The sequence below is a fragment of the Micromonospora sp. DT15 genome (genome assembly GCF_049841475.1).
Lineage (GTDB): Bacteria > Actinomycetota > Actinomycetes > Mycobacteriales > Micromonosporaceae > Micromonospora.
The window spans coordinates 24943-38451 of the sequence record NZ_JBNCKJ010000005.1; the positions used below are offsets into that span (position 1 = coordinate 24943).

Here is a 13509-nt window from a genome sequence, read left to right on the forward strand (position 1 = left end):
GCGACTGCGACCAGGACGAAGCGACAGGCCGGCAATCAGACGCCGGGTACGCCCGGAGTCTCCGAGTCGGAGATTTCCCGGATGCGGGTGGACGACATCCGTGGGCAGCTGCGCAAACGCGGCGTCTCCGGGATCTCCGCTCTGCGCAAGCCGGAGCTGGTGAAACAGTTGGTGCGTTCGATGCGGGCCGGCGCGGGTCGGAGCAGCACGGGCCCGTCGGGCCGGGCCGCCGGCACCAGGGCGTCGGCGGGTCGGGCCGCCGCCACCAGAAAGTCGGCGGCCAGGCCGACGTCGAGCCGCGCGAAGGCCGCGCCGGCGAACAAGAGCGCGCCCGCGAAGCGGGCCGCCGCTACGAAGGCGACAGCCGGGCGGAAGTCGACGGCGGCGGCGAAGAGGGCACCTGCGAAGAAGGCGACGGCCGCGAAGAGGACCACAGCGGCGACGTCGACGGCCGCCCGCAAGAGCACGGCCGCGAGCAGGACCACGGCTGCGAGCAGGACCACCGCCGCCCGGAAGACCGCTGCGGCGCGGAAGAGCACGGCGGCCCGCAAGACAGCGACGGCGCGTACGGCGCCCGCGCGGAAGGCGCCGGCGAAGACGGCACCGGCGCGGCCGGCAGCGAAGCGCGCGACGCCGGCCAAGAGCGCGGCGGCGAAGCGTACGACAGCGAAGCGCACCGCACCGGCCAAGAGCGCACCGGCCAAGAGCGCGGCGGCCAAGCGCACGTTGACGCCGTCTGCCGGTGGTGGGACGGCGGCCGGCGGGATCCGGACCGGACGGGGTACGGGGCGGTCGGTCCGTAGTTCGCAGGTGATCTCGTCGATCACGGACCGGCCGGAGCGGCCGGGACGGAGTTTGATCACGGCGAACCACGAGGTGATCCAGCGGTGGGCCCGGGAACGCGGGGCCAAGCCGGCGACCATCGCCGGCACCGAGCGGGATGGCCGTGCGGGTGTGTTGACCTTCAACATTCCCGGATACCGGGAAAGCAGCCGGATTCGCGAGATCACCTGGGATGAGTGGTTCTACACGTTTGACCTGCGGCGACTGAACCTGATTTATCAGGAACAGTTGCGGAACGGCCGTCAGAGCAGCTTCTTCCGGACCGAGTCACCCGATCGGGAAGACGGTTGAGGTGTTTGCGGGAATGGCCGACGGGTACCCGGCTGTTGCCAACGGACGAGGCCGGAGCAGCGGATACTCGCCAGTTGTGACCGGCGAGACAGCCGTTCTGGGTTGAATCCAGAATCCGGGCGAACTAGCTTTATTGCACCGCGCCACGTTTGGAAACGTTCGGGGGAGCGGCGGATCGATCAGATCCGCGCACCAGACGAGGCGCGAGGGGACGGGTGGAACAACCGTTGGGGGACGGTTTCCCACCTGTTTGGACCGGCGGCGTGAGCGGGCGATGCTTACGGGGGTGAGTGTTGCCCGCCGCCGCCGGCCCCGCCTTCGAGCGCCCACCACGACCTCAGGGACGTGGTGGGCGCTTTGCGTCGGTCATCCGATCGGTACGCGGTCCGCGTCGGTTGTCGGCTTTGGGTCGACAACCCGGCGCAGCGCGGCGACGTGCCGCTCCCGGGGTGGTCCGGCGAGCAGGTGTCCGAGCGCGGCCAGCAGACCCAGCCCGCCCACGATCAGCCAGTGCCGGTCGCCGAGGTGCTGGAGGCTCACCCCGCCGAGGGTGGGCGCGACGAACGCCGCAGCGGGGAAGGTCAGGTAGAAGACCGACTGGTAGCGGGCTCGCAGCTGCGGTGGCGCCAGGTCCGCGTTGATCTGCGCGTTGGGCGGGGCGGCGAGCATCGAGCCGACCGTCCAGACCACTGCGGCACCCAGGTAGATGGCCAGTTCGTCGGCGATGGCGAGCGCCCCGAAACCGAGCGCGAGCAGTGCCGTGGAGGCGGCCAGCACGACGTCCTTGCGGTGCCTGTCGATCAGCCGGGGCACGAACAACTGCCCGACCACGATCAGCGTGCCGCCGAGCGCCACCACCAGCCCGTACGCCGATGGGCCCAGGCCGTCCGCGCGCATGGCCAGCGGCATGATGGTCGACGTCTGCATGGTGAGTACGGCCAGCACGAAGGTGAGCCCGACGAAGACCAGGAAGGTGCGGTCGGTGAGCGCGGTGTGCAGTCCGGGCCGACGGGCCCGGACGGATTTCGGTGCCGCGCTGGTGGTGGGCGTGGGGCCGGCCGCTGGCCGGGCCAGCCGCAGGGTTTCGGGCACCTTCCAGGCGATCACGGCGGCGGCGGTCAGTGTGGCGCTCGCGTCGACAAGGAAGAGCGCGGTGAAGCTCGCCTCGGCCAGCACCCCGGCGAGCAGCGAGGCGACCGCCATGCCCAGGTTGAACGCCCAGAACTGAAGGTTGAACGCGCGCGAGCGGCGTTCGGCGGGCACCACGTCGACGATCGCCGCCACGAACGCCGGGCTGGGCATCGAGTGGACCACGCCGATCAGCGCGGAGAGCACGGCGATCAGCAGCAGGGGTCGGGTGAAGGCCAGCGCCACCATCAGGCCGACAGTGGCCAGGTGCGCGGCGAGCAGGGTCGCCCGGCGGCCCCACCGGTCGGCGAGCACCCCGCCGAGCAGTACGCCGGCCGCCCCGCCGGCCCCGTACGCGCCGACCACGGTGCCGGCCAGCGCCTCGCTCGCGCCGCGTACGTCGGTGAGGTAGAGCGAGAGGAAGAGCATGGCGAACGCGCCGGCCCGGTTGATCAGCAGGCCGGCCCAGAGGTACCAGAAGGTGGCGGGTAGTCCGCCTGCGGTGTCGTGCCACCAGCGCCGCAGGGCGTGCACCCGACCTCCCGACAGTTCAGGTTGTTAACTATTCAACCTGCACAGTAGGAAATCCGGCACCGCCGCGCCACTTGTTATGCCTCGGCGGGCTGTGCCGCGCGGGAGACGGTCGTCGGTGCCAGTGCCTCGCCGGAGTGGCGCAGCGCTGCCGCACGCCGTTCCCGGGCCGGCCCGGACACCAGGTGGGCCACCGCGGTCAGCAGGCCGAGCGCGGCGCAGCCGTACCAGAGGGTGTCGTTTCCGGCGTGCTCGCGCACCAGGCCACCGAGGATCGGCGCGCTGGCCCCGGCGATCTGCCACGAGAGGGAGAACACACCCTGGTAGCGCCCGCGCAGCTCGGCCGGGGAGAGCTCGGCGATCAGCGTGGAGTTGGAGGGCGAGTTCAGCATCTCGCCGACCGTCCAGATCAGCACTGTCAGCCCGTAGAACCAGGGGGTGCCGGCGAACGCGGTCAGTCCGAACCCCACCCCCATCACCACTGACGCCAGCGCGAGCACGTGTGAGCGGCTCCGACCCCGGATCAGTCGGGGCACGAAGAGCTGGCCGACCACGATGAGGATGCCGTTGAGCGCGATCACCGAGCCGTAGGTGGCGGGGCTCAGACCGTCGTCGCCCATCGCGATCGGCAGCATCGAGATGTGCTGGAGGAACACCAGCGCGGCGAACAGGTTGAGTGCCACGAAGCCGAGGTAGACCCGGTCGGTGAGGATGGTGCGCAGGGCGCCGCGCGGAGCCGCCGCTGCCGTGACGGCGGTGGCGGGACCGGCCTGTCGGGTCTCCGGCACCTTGCTGAAGATGATCAACGCGGTGATCAGCATGGTGGCGGCGTCGACCACGAACAGCAGCAGGTAGTCGGCCTGGGCGGCGAGGCCGGCGAGGACGGCGGCGCAGGCGAAGCCGAGGTTGATCGCCCAGTAGTTGAGCGAGAAGGCGCGCAGCCGGTCCTTCGCCGGCACCACGTCGATCATCATCGCCCCGAACGCGGGCCGGGCCGCCTCGGCGAACATGCCGAGCAGCAGCGCGCCCAGCGCCACCGCCCAGAGATCCCGTGCCAGCCCGAGCCCGAGCATCATGGCCGCCGCGCCCACGTGGGCGGTGAGCAGCGTCGGCCGGCGGCCCCACCGGTCGGCGAGGGTGCCGCCGGCGGTGGTGCCGAACGCCCCGCCGACACCCCAGAGGCCGATCACCAGGCCGGCCTGCGAGGCCGAGAAGCCACGTTCCTGGGTCAGGTAGATGGCGAGGAAGACGAGGACGAACGAGCCGAGTCGGTTGATCAGGGTGCCCGACCACAGGTACCAGAAAGTGGTCGGTAGGCCGCGGGTGGTGTCCCGGAACCAACTCCGCATCGTCCGCATATGGCGCCCCGCTTGCAAGTAATGACCGATCTGACTGGCGTGCCTTACAACCCTAGTGGCGGCCGGATTCGCTGGTCATCAGCTTTTTTACGTGGTGGTCGTCACGACGGCTGCCCGCGTGTCCGCCGGGCGGTTGAGGCAGGATGATCCGCATGACTGCGAGCGAAGGGCCCACCGTCGGGACGCTGGTCCTGCTGCGCCACGGTGAGAGCGATTGGAATGCCAAGAACCTCTTCACCGGCTGGGTGGACGTCGACCTGACCGCGAAGGGCGAGGGCGAGGCGCGGCGCGGCGGCGAGTTGATGCGCGAGCACAGCCTGCTGCCGGACGTCGTGCACACCAGCCTGATGCGTCGGGCGATCCGCACCGCCGAGCTGGCGCTCAACGCCGCCGACCGGCACTGGATCGCCGTGCGCCGGTCGTGGCGGCTCAACGAGCGGCACTACGGCGCCCTGCAGGGCAAGGACAAGAAGCAGACCCTCGACGAGTACGGCGAGGAGCAGTTCATGCTCTGGCGCCGGTCGTACGACACGCCACCGCCGCCCATCGACGACAACGACGAGTGGTCGCAGGTGGGTGACCCGCGCTACGCGCTGCTGCCGACCGAGCTGATGCCGCGCACCGAGTGCCTCAAGGACGTCGTCGACCGGATGCTGCCCTACTGGTACGACTCGATCGTGCCGGACATCCTGGCCGGCCGGACGGTGCTGGTGGCCGCGCACGGCAACTCGCTGCGCGCCCTGGTCAAGCACCTCGATCAGATCTCCGACGAGGCGATCGCCAAGCTGAACATCCCGACGGGCATCCCGCTGCGCTACGACCTCGACCCGCAGCTGCGTCCGCTCACCCTGGGCGGCACCTACCTCGACCCGACCGCCGCGAAGGCAGCCGCCGCGGCGGTGGCCAACCAGGGGCGCTGAGCCACCAGAAGCTGAGCCACCAGAGAAGGGGGCCCCTCGTCATCGCGGACAGCGATGGTGAGGGGCCCTCTGCCTGCCGGTCAGTTACCGCTGGGGGCGCTCTCCCCGGTGATCAGGTAGATCACGTGCTCGCCGGCGTTCACCGCGTGGTCGGCGAAGCGCTCGTAGAAGCGGCCCAGCAGGGTGGCGTCGATCGCCGTCTCCACCCCGTACGGCCAGTCGTCGCCGAGCAGCACGGCGAACAGGTTCTTGTGCAGCTCGTCCATGGCGTCGTCGTCGCGGTCCAGCTCGCCGGCGAGGTCGGCGTCGGGCTTTGCCAGCACCGAACCGATCTTGACGGCCATCCGGTCGGCGATCTCGGACATCTCGGTGAAGACCGTCCGCAGCTCGGCCGGGACGGCGGGAGAGGGGTGCCGGCGCAGCGCGGTCTTCGCCACGTGCTCGGCGAGGTCGCCCATCCGCTCCAGATCAGCGGCCACGTGCAGCGCGGTGATCATCGCCCGGAGGTCGGAGGCGACCGGCGCCTGTCGGGCGAGCAGGTCACAGACCCGCTCCTCGACGTGCCGGTAGAGGTCGTCGATCTCGGCGTCCCGCTCGATGACCGTCTCGGCGGCCTGCCGGTCGGCGGTGAGCAGGGCCCGGGTGGCCTGGCGCATGGCGGCGCGGACGCCCTCCGCCATGTCCACCAGCAGTTGGCTGACGATCTGGAGGTCGGCCCGGAACTCGTCGCGCATCATCACGTCCTGTGGTCGGTCGCCGCCGACGGGTGCCGGCGCAGGGGGTTGAGCAGGTGCGACGCCAACGGTAGGGCGCTCGGACGGATCCCGGATGAACCACGGTGAACGACGCCAGACGTGGGGGTGAACACTTCCGTAAGTGAGGGTAGTTCGTCCCGTTCTGTGTGGTAGCCAGGTTAACAATGACCCTACGATCGCCGGGTGGAGTGGACGGTGGCGGTCGTGGTGGCCGTGGCGTTGGTGGCCGGGATGGCCGCCGGCTTGCTGCTGCCCCGGTTCCTGCCGAGGCGGGACGGTCGCTCCACGTCGACGGGGAGCGTCAGCTTCCGCTGGAACAGGGGGAGGCCCGCGATAGTCGACGAGCAGCAGGCCGGGCTCGGTCGTCGGACGATCGACTCCCTCCGGGCCGGTGTCGTGGTTCTGGACAACGACGATGTCCCCGTTCTGATCAACCCGGCTGCCCGCGCGATGGGGCTGCTGCGTACCGGCAGCACACCCGGCTCCATCGCCGCGCACCCGCTGATCCGTACCCTCGCCGGTCAGGTGCGGCGCACCGGCGTACGACGCGAGATCGAGCTGGACCTGCCCCGAGGTCGCGACAGCGCGGGGGAGAACCCGCTCGGCGTGCACCTGCGGGCAATGGGTCTCGGCAACGGGTTCATCGCGGTCGAGGCGGTCGACGTGACCGAGTCGCACCGGTTGACCCGGGTACGACGCGACTTCGTGGCGAACGTGAGCCACGAGCTGAAGACCCCGATCGGTGCCCTGCAACTGCTCGCCGAGGCGTTGCTGGACGCGACCGAGCCGGCCGACGCCGCAGCGCCCGACCTCTCCGAGGACCTGGTGGCCGCCCGTCGGTTCGCCGAACGGATCCAGCACGAGTCGACCCGGCTGGGTCGGCTGGTGCAGGAGTTGCTGGAACTGACCCGGTTGCAGGGGGCTGAGCCGCAGCCGCCACCGGAGCCAGTCGCGCTGGACTGGGTGATCGCCGAGGTGGTCGACCGGACCCGCACCACGGCCTCCGCCCGGGGTGTCGCGGTGACCGTGGACGGGCAACGTGGCCTGACCGCGTACGGCAGCGACTCCCAACTCGCCACGGCGGTGGCGAACCTGGTGGAGAACGCCATCAACTACTCGGGCGAGGACACCACGGTGCGGGTGACCCTGCGGGGCGACGACGAGCACGTCGAGGTCGCCGTCGCCGACCAGGGCATCGGTATCGCCCCCACCGACGTGGACCGGATCTTCGAGCGGTTCTACCGGGCCGACCAGGCCCGCTCGCGTGCCACCGGCGGCACCGGGCTCGGCCTGGCGATCGTGAAACACATTGCGAGCAACCATGGCGGACGGGTCGAGGTGTCGAGCACTCTTGGTGGTGGATCGACGTTCACCCTCCGGCTGCCCGCCAGTCCACCGGATGACCTCCTGGCGACACTGCCGCCGGTTGGGATCGAGTCCGGTCCGACTGGTCTACGGCAGGTCTGACAGCAGATGGAAAGGAAATCCCCGTTGAGCCGCGTTCTCGTGGTCGAGGACGAGGAGTCGTTCTCCGACGCCTTGTCGTACATGCTCCGTAAGGAGGGCTTTGAGGTTTCGGTCGCCGCGACCGGCACCGACGCCCTCACCGAGTTCGACCGGACCGGCGCCGACATCGTGCTGCTCGACCTGATGTTGCCCGAGATGTCGGGGACCGAGGTCTGCCGGCAACTGCGGCAGCGCTCCGCCGTGCCGATCATCATGGTCACCGCTCGGGACAGCGAGATCGACAAGGTGGTCGGGCTGGAGATCGGCGCCGACGACTACGTCACGAAGCCGTACTCTCCGCGGGAACTTGTCGCCCGGATCCGGGCGGTGCTGCGCCGGCAGAGCCCGGAGGTGGCCGAGGCGGGTGCGCCGACGCTCGCCGCCGGCCCGGTGCGGATGGACATCGAGCGGCACGTGGTGACAGTCGACGGCGGGGCCGTGCAGCTGCCGCTGAAGGAATTCGAGCTGCTGGAGCTGCTGCTGCGCAACGCGGGCCGGGTGCTCACCCGGGGCCAGCTCATCGACCGGGTCTGGGGCGCCGACTACGTGGGTGACACCAAGACGCTCGACGTGCACGTCAAGCGGCTGCGCTCCAAGATCGAACCGGAGCCGTCCGCGCCGCGCTTCATCGTCACGGTGCGGGGTCTGGGCTACAAGTTCGAGCCGTGATCGGCGTACGCGAAGGGGGTCTGCGCTCGACGCAGGCCCCCGTCGGGCTGTTTCCGCTCGGTCAGCGGACGACCTTGATGTTGAAGTTGGCGGTGTCGAGTCGACCGTAGAGCCGCAACCAGAGCGGCAGCAGCATCTCGGTGCCCCGCGCGGTGGAGAGGTCGCCGAGGTCGATCACGTCGGTGTGGCCGAAGCTGACGAGCGGTCCGGTGACGATCCGCTTGGCCTCCGCGTCGTCGCCGGAGACGAAGACACTGTGCGCACCTTCGGCGAGCTGATGCGCGTGCACCATCAGCTCGGCGGTCACCGTGTTGAGGGACTTGACCACCCTGCTGGTGACCCAACTCCGCCGTGCGGGCGGCGATGGCTCGACCGACCGAGCCGGTGCCGAGAACTGCGATGCGCATGTCGATCGATCCTCCGTCGGGACATCGGATCGGCTCATGCCGATCGCAAGCAGGCGAACAGACAGGCCTGTCTACTGCAGCCCTCTGCCGAGTCGCAGAGGTGTCGGCGTGCAGCCCTCACTGGACGCCCGGAGGGGCGGCAGTGCGGTTGGCAGTCCTTTGGAGCTGATGCCACTAACGAGTCATCCGCCGTCGCCGGCCGGTGTCTTCCGCTGATGTCACAAGCGATTCAGCTCCAAAGCGCCCCGGACCAATGTCCCGCCCCTCGTCCGCGAGGCCGTCGCGAGGCCGTCGTGCCATAGTCGCGCGGCCCTCGCGGGGTCGCCGAAGCCGAGGGCACTGCCTCCGGACGGTCGAGCACAAGACAGTGGTCCGTGCCTGGGTGACCGAGCTGGCCCGCCGGGCCGGCGCGGCCGACCCGGAACTGCTCGCCCAGCAGCTCACCCTGCTGCTGGACGGCGGGCTCGTCGCCGGTGTGCTGGACGGCGACCCCCTGATCGCCGACGCGGCCCAACGCAGCGCTCGCACGCTTGTCGACGCCGCCCTGCGCTGAGCGACGACCGCCGGGGCAGCGGGAATGCTGCCAAGATCCCTAGAGTTGGTCGGCCGGGTGCGGGGCGATCATGCCCTGCTTCGTCCTGGTCGCGCACAGCTCGGCCAGCCGCTCGTACGCGGCAGCGCCGATCAGCGCGGTCAACTCCGGGGCGTACGACAGGTACATCGGCTCGGTGCCGACGTGCGCGTCCGTCGAGGAGGTGCACCACCAGTCCAGGTCGTGCCCGCCGGCTCCCCAGCCTCGCCGGTCGAACTCGGACAGGGTGGAGACCAGCACCTTGCTGTCGTCCGGTCGCTTCACCCAGTCCTGATCGCGGCGGATCGGCAGTTGCCAGCAGACGTCCGGCTTGTATTCCAACGGGTGCACCCCGTCGCGCAGCGCCTGGGCGTGCAGGGCGCAACCGCCACCGCCGGCGAAGTCGGCGTCGTTGAGGAACACGCACGGAGCGTCGGGGCTCTGGGTGGCGGTGCGGCGGGCCGGGTTCTTGCCGTCGATGGTGTCCTCGTCGGTCCAGTTCTTGAACCCGCGCCGGAAGTGCTGCCAGGTCGACGGGGTGAGCCGCCGGACGGCGTTGCGAACCCGCTTCTCGTCGTCCGAGTCGGTGAAGAACGCGCCGTGCGAGCAACACCCGTCGGCGGCCCGGCCGGCGATGATGCCGTGGCAGCCCTTGCCGAAGATGCAGGTCCAGCGGGAGAGCAGCCAGGTCAGGTCGGCCCGGATCAGGTGCGTCTCGTCGGCCGGATCGGTGAACTCGATCCATTCCCGAGGGAAGTCCAGGGGCACCTCGCGGCTGCGCGGGTCACCCGGGTCGTCCACCAGCACACGGAGCTCCATCGTCACTCGGCCCAGCGTACGCGCGGTGACGTCCGCAGGCCGGTGAGCCGCGCAAACGTGTTGCGCCTACTGTCTTCACCATGCGACTGGGTGTCCTCGACGTCGGATCCAACACGGTGCATCTCCTCGTGGTGGACGCGCACCACGGCGCGCACCCGTGGCCTGCGCACTCCGAGAAGGTGGTGCTCCGGCTGGCCGAGCAGATCGGCCCCGACGGCGAGCTGACCGAGGCGGGCGCCGACGGCCTGGTCAAGGCCGTGGGCATGGCCAAGGCGGCGGCTGCCGGGCTGGAGGCCGACGACCTGATCGCTTTCGCCACGTCCGCGGTGCGCGACGCCACGAACGCGGCCGAGGTGCTGGCCCGGGTCCGGGACGAGACCGGCGTACGCCTGGCGGTGCTCTCCGGGGCGGACGAGGCGCGTTCGACGTTCCTGGCCGTCCGGCGGTGGTTCGGCTGGTCGGCCGGCCGGTTGCTGGTGCTCGACATCGGTGGCGGCTCGTTGGAGATCGCCGCCGGCATCGACGAGGACCCGGACGTCGCGGTCTCCCTGCCGCTCGGTGCCGGCCGGCTGACCCGCGAGCGGCTGCGGGTCGACCCGGCCAGCGCGGCCCCGCCGTCGGCGGAGGCCGTCGAGAAGCTCCGGGAGTACGTGGACAGCCGGCTGGACAAGGTCGTCGACCAGGTCACCCAGGTCGGCTGGGACCGGACGGTGGCCACCTCGAAGACGTTCCGCACGCTGGCTCGACTCGCCGGGGCCGCCCCGTCCGGTGCCGGGCTGTGGGCGCGACGCAGCCTCACCCGGGCCGGTCTGCGGCAGGTGATCGGTTTCATCCGGCACATCCCACCGGCGCAGTTGATGGAGTTGGAGGGGGTCAGCACGGGTCGGGCCCACCAGTTGCTGGCCGGTGCCGTGGTCGCCGAGGCGGTGATGCGCCGCCTGGATCTGGACTCGCTGGACATCTGCCCGTGGGCGCTGCGGGAGGGCGTCATCCTCCGTCGACTCGATCAACTGGAGCCGATCTGATCCGGCGGCCGTTTTCGGCCGTTTTGCCGGCGCTCGTCACGATGCCCCCGGCGCTGCCGGGCTACGCTGGCTGATGTGACTTCCCGCGTTCCCGTGCTCCTGTCCAGCTCGTCGGTCTTTCCCGAGCCGACCGCGGCGGCGTTCCAACTGGCCGCGGCGCTCGGCTACGACGGCGTCGAGGTGATGGTCTGGACCGACGTGGTCAGCCAGGACGCGGGTGCGCTGCGCGGTCTCTCCGCGCACTACGACGTGCCGGTGCTCTCGGTGCACGCGCCCTGCCTGCTGGTCACCCAGCGGGTGTGGAGCCCGGACCCGTGGGAGCGCCTGCGCAAGGCCGCCGAGCTGGCCGAGACGCTGGGCGCGCCGACCGTCGTGGTGCACCCACCGTTCACCTGGCAGCGCGACTACGCGCGCAACTTCGCCGAGGGTCTGGCCACCGTAGCGGACCGGTTCAGCGGGCTGCGCTTCGCTGTGGAGAACATGTACCCGGTGCGGATGGCGGGCCGGCAGTTCGTCCCGTACGTGCCCGGTTGGGACCCGACCGACGCCGGCTACCCGTCGTACACCCTGGATCTGTCGCACTGCGCGGCCTCGCACAGCGACCCCCTGGAGATGGCCGACCGGATGGGCGCCGGGCTGGCGCACGTGCACCTCGGTGACGGCACCGGCGAGGGCCGCGACGAGCACCTGGTGCCCGGGCGTGGCACCCAGCCCTGCGGGGAGCTGCTCTCCTCGCTGGCGGGCCGGGGTTTCACCGGGGCGGTGGCTGTGGAGGTCGCCACCCGGGGCGCGAAGAGCCGCGCGGTGCGCGAGGCGGACCTGCGCGCCGCGCTGGAGTTCGCCCGCCAGCACCTGACCGCGCCGTCACCTGTCGACGCCTGACCCGCCCGCCCACGATCGGGCGGTGTCGGTCAGCTGACCGGTGAGAGGGAGTCGGTGGCGGAGGTCTGCTGCGGGGCGACGGTCACCTGCTCGCCGACCGCCGCCCGCTTACGGGCCCGGTGCGCGGCGACGTGTGAGCGGGTGGCGCAGCGCTCCGAGCAGAACCGCCGGCAGCAGTTGGACGACGTGTCCAGGTAGACGTTGCCGCACCGCTCGTCGGCGCAGACCCCGAACCGGGCGCTGCCGTACTCGCAGAGCCAGACCGACAGGCCCCAGGCCGCGCCGGCCAGGTATTCGGCGCTGACCGAGGCACCCCGGCTGGTCACGTGCATGTGCCAGTCGCTGGAGTCGTGCCCGGAGATGCGCGGCTGCACCGGGAACGCCTCGAGCAGCGCGTTCAGCTCGGTGACCGCCTGGGCGTCCCGCCCCGAGGTGCCGTACTCGAAGACGTCGCGCAACCGTTTCTGCGCCCGGCGGAAGATGGCGACGTCCCGGTCGGCGACCTCGTCGCGCATCCAGCCGTTCTCGTCGGGAAAGAGGGCCCGCAGGTCGTCGAGGTCGTCCAGGCGGGCGTTGACTAGGTCAACACCGGTCCGGGCGTACGCGTCGAAGTTCACACCCCCAACGGTAGACGACTCAGCGGGTGCGCGGCGCGTCGATGTAGTGCGGCAGGAACCGCGCGTAGCCGTCAGTGATCAGACTGGCGCTCTCCCGCACGCCCACGCCTGCCGACTCGCCGTCGACGATCCAGCTGCCCAGCACCATCCGGTTGCCGGCGAACTGCGGCAACGCCCGGAACTCCTGGTAACACCAGCCCTCGTCGCCGTAGATCCCCGGGTTGGTGATCTCCTCATCGGCGGTGACGATGCGTACCGAACCGCCTTCGCGGCCGAGCAGCGGCTTGGCGACGTACTCCGGCATGCCGCGCGGCGAGTCGAGGTACGCCGGGAGCAGGAGCTCGTGGCCGGGGTACAGCTCCCAGAGGACAGCGAGCAGTGCCTTGTTGGAGAGCAGCAGTTTCCAGGCCGGCTCGATCCAGGTGGTCGGGGTGCCCGGGGCCAGGGCCGCCGGCCCGTACGGCTCGGCCAGCATCCACTCCCACGGGTAGAGCTTGAAGCAGGTGGTCACCGGGCGGTCGTCGGCGTCGACGAAGCGTCGGCCGTCCCAGCCGATCTCCTGGATGGGTTGGAGCTCGACGCTCAGACCGGCCTGCCGGGCGGTCTCGGCGAGGTAGCCGGCGGTCATGTGGTCCTCGCCGGACTCCTCCTCGTTCGACCAGAGCACGTGCACCAGGGGGTCGTGCAACCCTGCCCCGATCTTGGCCCAGGCGCCGACCAGTCGCTCGTGCAGGCTGTTCCACTGGTCCAGCTCCGGCCGGGTCTGCTCCAACCAGTACCACTGGATGATGCTCGCCTCGACAAGCGCGGTGGGGGTGTCCGCGTTGTACTCCAACATCTTCGGAGGCCAGGTGCCGTCGTACGCGAGGTCGAAGCGCCCGTACAGGGTCGGTGGCGCTTCCCGCAGCGACCGGGCCACCGCCTCGGCCGCCCACTCCGGGATGCCGAACTCGGCGTACCGGCGCTGCGTCACCACGTGCTCGGCGGCGGCCACCGACATCCGGTGCAGCTCCTCGGTGGCCTCCTCCAGCCGCAGCACCTCGTCCAGGTCGAACGCGTACGCGGCGGTCTCGTCCCAGTACGACATGATCCCGCCGTCGGGCAGCTCGGTGTCGACGTAGACCAGACCCTGCGACCGGATGGTGGCGTCCCAGTCGGGGCGCGGCGTGACCGTCTCGCGGCGCACG

At 70.8% G+C, this 13509-nt stretch carries 14 protein-coding genes; 7 read left to right on the top strand and 7 right to left on the bottom strand.

All coding sequences use genetic code 11. From position 1 onward, the window contains the following. The first annotated feature begins 81 nt into the window (after positions 1–81). Complete coding sequence (locus ACLQ3F_RS12570; protein WP_425849283.1) at positions 82–1134, top strand: hypothetical protein; 1053 nt, start codon at positions 82–84, stop codon at positions 1132–1134. A gap of 366 nt (positions 1135–1500) precedes the next feature. Here ACLQ3F_RS12570 and ACLQ3F_RS12575 read toward each other — a convergent pair whose 3' ends face one another. After that, positions 1501–2796 carry an MFS transporter gene (locus tag ACLQ3F_RS12575; protein WP_425848783.1) on the bottom strand — a complete coding sequence of 432 codons (1296 nt, stop codon included), beginning with the start codon at positions 2794–2796 and terminating at the stop codon, positions 1501–1503. A gap of 74 nt (positions 2797–2870) precedes the next feature. Next, a complete protein-coding gene (locus ACLQ3F_RS12580; protein WP_425848784.1) occupies positions 2871–4151 on the bottom strand; it encodes an MDR family MFS transporter in 1281 nt (426 codons plus the stop codon). A gap of 152 nt (positions 4152–4303) precedes the next feature. Here ACLQ3F_RS12580 and ACLQ3F_RS12585 point away from each other — a divergent pair, with 152 nt between their 5' ends. After that, entirely contained in the window at positions 4304–5071 is a 768-nt protein-coding gene (locus ACLQ3F_RS12585; protein ID WP_355005777.1) for a phosphoglyceromutase, read from the top strand. 80 nt (positions 5072–5151) lie between these two features. Here ACLQ3F_RS12585 and phoU read toward each other — a convergent pair whose 3' ends face one another. Further along, positions 5152–5805 carry a phosphate signaling complex protein PhoU gene (phoU, locus tag ACLQ3F_RS12590; protein ID WP_238666950.1) on the bottom strand — a complete coding sequence of 218 codons (654 nt, stop codon included), beginning with the start codon at positions 5803–5805 and terminating at the stop codon, positions 5152–5154. Positions 5806–6009: 204 nt separating this feature from the next. On the opposite strand from phoU, the gene ACLQ3F_RS12595 reads away from it, so the two are divergent. Together ACLQ3F_RS12595 and ACLQ3F_RS12600 are read left to right on the top strand one after the other, a co-directional pair. After that, the gene (locus ACLQ3F_RS12595) at positions 6010–7293 is read left to right on the top strand and encodes a sensor histidine kinase (RefSeq protein ID WP_425848786.1); all 1284 of its coding nucleotides are present in this window, start codon (positions 6010–6012) and stop codon (positions 7291–7293) included. A 24-nt stretch (positions 7294–7317) separates the two neighbouring features. Further along, on the top strand, positions 7318–8001 hold the full coding sequence (locus ACLQ3F_RS12600) for a response regulator transcription factor (protein ID WP_030329696.1): 684 nt from the start codon (positions 7318–7320) through the stop codon (positions 7999–8001). Between the two features lie 61 nt (positions 8002–8062). Here the strand turns inward: ACLQ3F_RS12600 and ACLQ3F_RS12605 are convergent, their stop codons facing one another. After that, positions 8063–8329, bottom strand: coding sequence for a hypothetical protein (locus tag ACLQ3F_RS12605; RefSeq protein WP_425848789.1), 267 nt, complete (start codon positions 8327–8329; stop codon positions 8063–8065). Between the two features lie 446 nt (positions 8330–8775). Here ACLQ3F_RS12605 and ACLQ3F_RS12610 point away from each other — a divergent pair, with 446 nt between their 5' ends. Next, the gene (locus tag ACLQ3F_RS12610) at positions 8776–8961 is read left to right on the top strand and encodes a hypothetical protein (RefSeq protein WP_425848790.1); all 186 of its coding nucleotides are present in this window, start codon (positions 8776–8778) and stop codon (positions 8959–8961) included. A 39-nt stretch (positions 8962–9000) separates the two neighbouring features. Here the strand turns inward: ACLQ3F_RS12610 and ACLQ3F_RS12615 are convergent, their stop codons facing one another. Next, a complete protein-coding gene (locus tag ACLQ3F_RS12615) occupies positions 9001–9798 on the bottom strand; it encodes a hypothetical protein (protein WP_357197692.1) in 798 nt (265 codons plus the stop codon). 80 nt (positions 9799–9878) lie between these two features. On the opposite strand from ACLQ3F_RS12615, the gene ACLQ3F_RS12620 reads away from it, so the two are divergent. Further along, complete coding sequence (locus tag ACLQ3F_RS12620; RefSeq protein WP_425848791.1) at positions 9879–10823, top strand: Ppx/GppA phosphatase family protein; 945 nt, start codon at positions 9879–9881, stop codon at positions 10821–10823. A gap of 75 nt (positions 10824–10898) precedes the next feature. Next, on the top strand, positions 10899–11705 hold the full coding sequence (locus ACLQ3F_RS12625; RefSeq protein ID WP_425848792.1) for a sugar phosphate isomerase/epimerase family protein: 807 nt from the start codon (positions 10899–10901) through the stop codon (positions 11703–11705). Between the two features lie 29 nt (positions 11706–11734). On the opposite strand, the gene ACLQ3F_RS12630 is transcribed toward ACLQ3F_RS12625, so the two are convergent. Together ACLQ3F_RS12630 and ACLQ3F_RS12635 are read right to left on the bottom strand one after the other, a co-directional pair. Further along, the gene (locus ACLQ3F_RS12630; protein WP_425848793.1) at positions 11735–12322 is read right to left on the bottom strand and encodes a CGNR zinc finger domain-containing protein; all 588 of its coding nucleotides are present in this window, start codon (positions 12320–12322) and stop codon (positions 11735–11737) included. A 19-nt stretch (positions 12323–12341) separates the two neighbouring features. Further along, positions 12342–13508, bottom strand: coding sequence for a glutathionylspermidine synthase family protein (locus ACLQ3F_RS12635; RefSeq protein WP_357197637.1), 1167 nt, complete (start codon positions 13506–13508; stop codon positions 12342–12344). Position 13509 lies beyond the last annotated feature (1 nt).

What these genes read in the sequence shown, in the direction of transcription:
- ACLQ3F_RS12570 (WP_425849283.1), top strand. Translation starts at nt 82, where the DNA reads ATGCGGGTGGACGACATCCGTGGGCAGCTGCGCAAACGCGGCGTCTCC.
- ACLQ3F_RS12580 (WP_425848784.1), bottom strand. Translation starts at nt 4,151, where the DNA reads ATGCGGACGATGCGGAGTTGGTTCCGGGACACCACCCGCGGCCTACCG.
- ACLQ3F_RS12585 (WP_355005777.1), top strand. Translation starts at nt 4,304, where the DNA reads ATGACTGCGAGCGAAGGGCCCACCGTCGGGACGCTGGTCCTGCTGCGC.
- phoU (WP_238666950.1), bottom strand. Translation starts at nt 5,805, where the DNA reads ATGCGCGACGAGTTCCGGGCCGACCTCCAGATCGTCAGCCAACTGCTG.
- ACLQ3F_RS12615 (WP_357197692.1), bottom strand. Translation starts at nt 9,798, where the DNA reads ATGGAGCTCCGTGTGCTGGTGGACGACCCGGGTGACCCGCGCAGCCGC.
- ACLQ3F_RS12620 (WP_425848791.1), top strand. Translation starts at nt 9,879, where the DNA reads ATGCGACTGGGTGTCCTCGACGTCGGATCCAACACGGTGCATCTCCTC.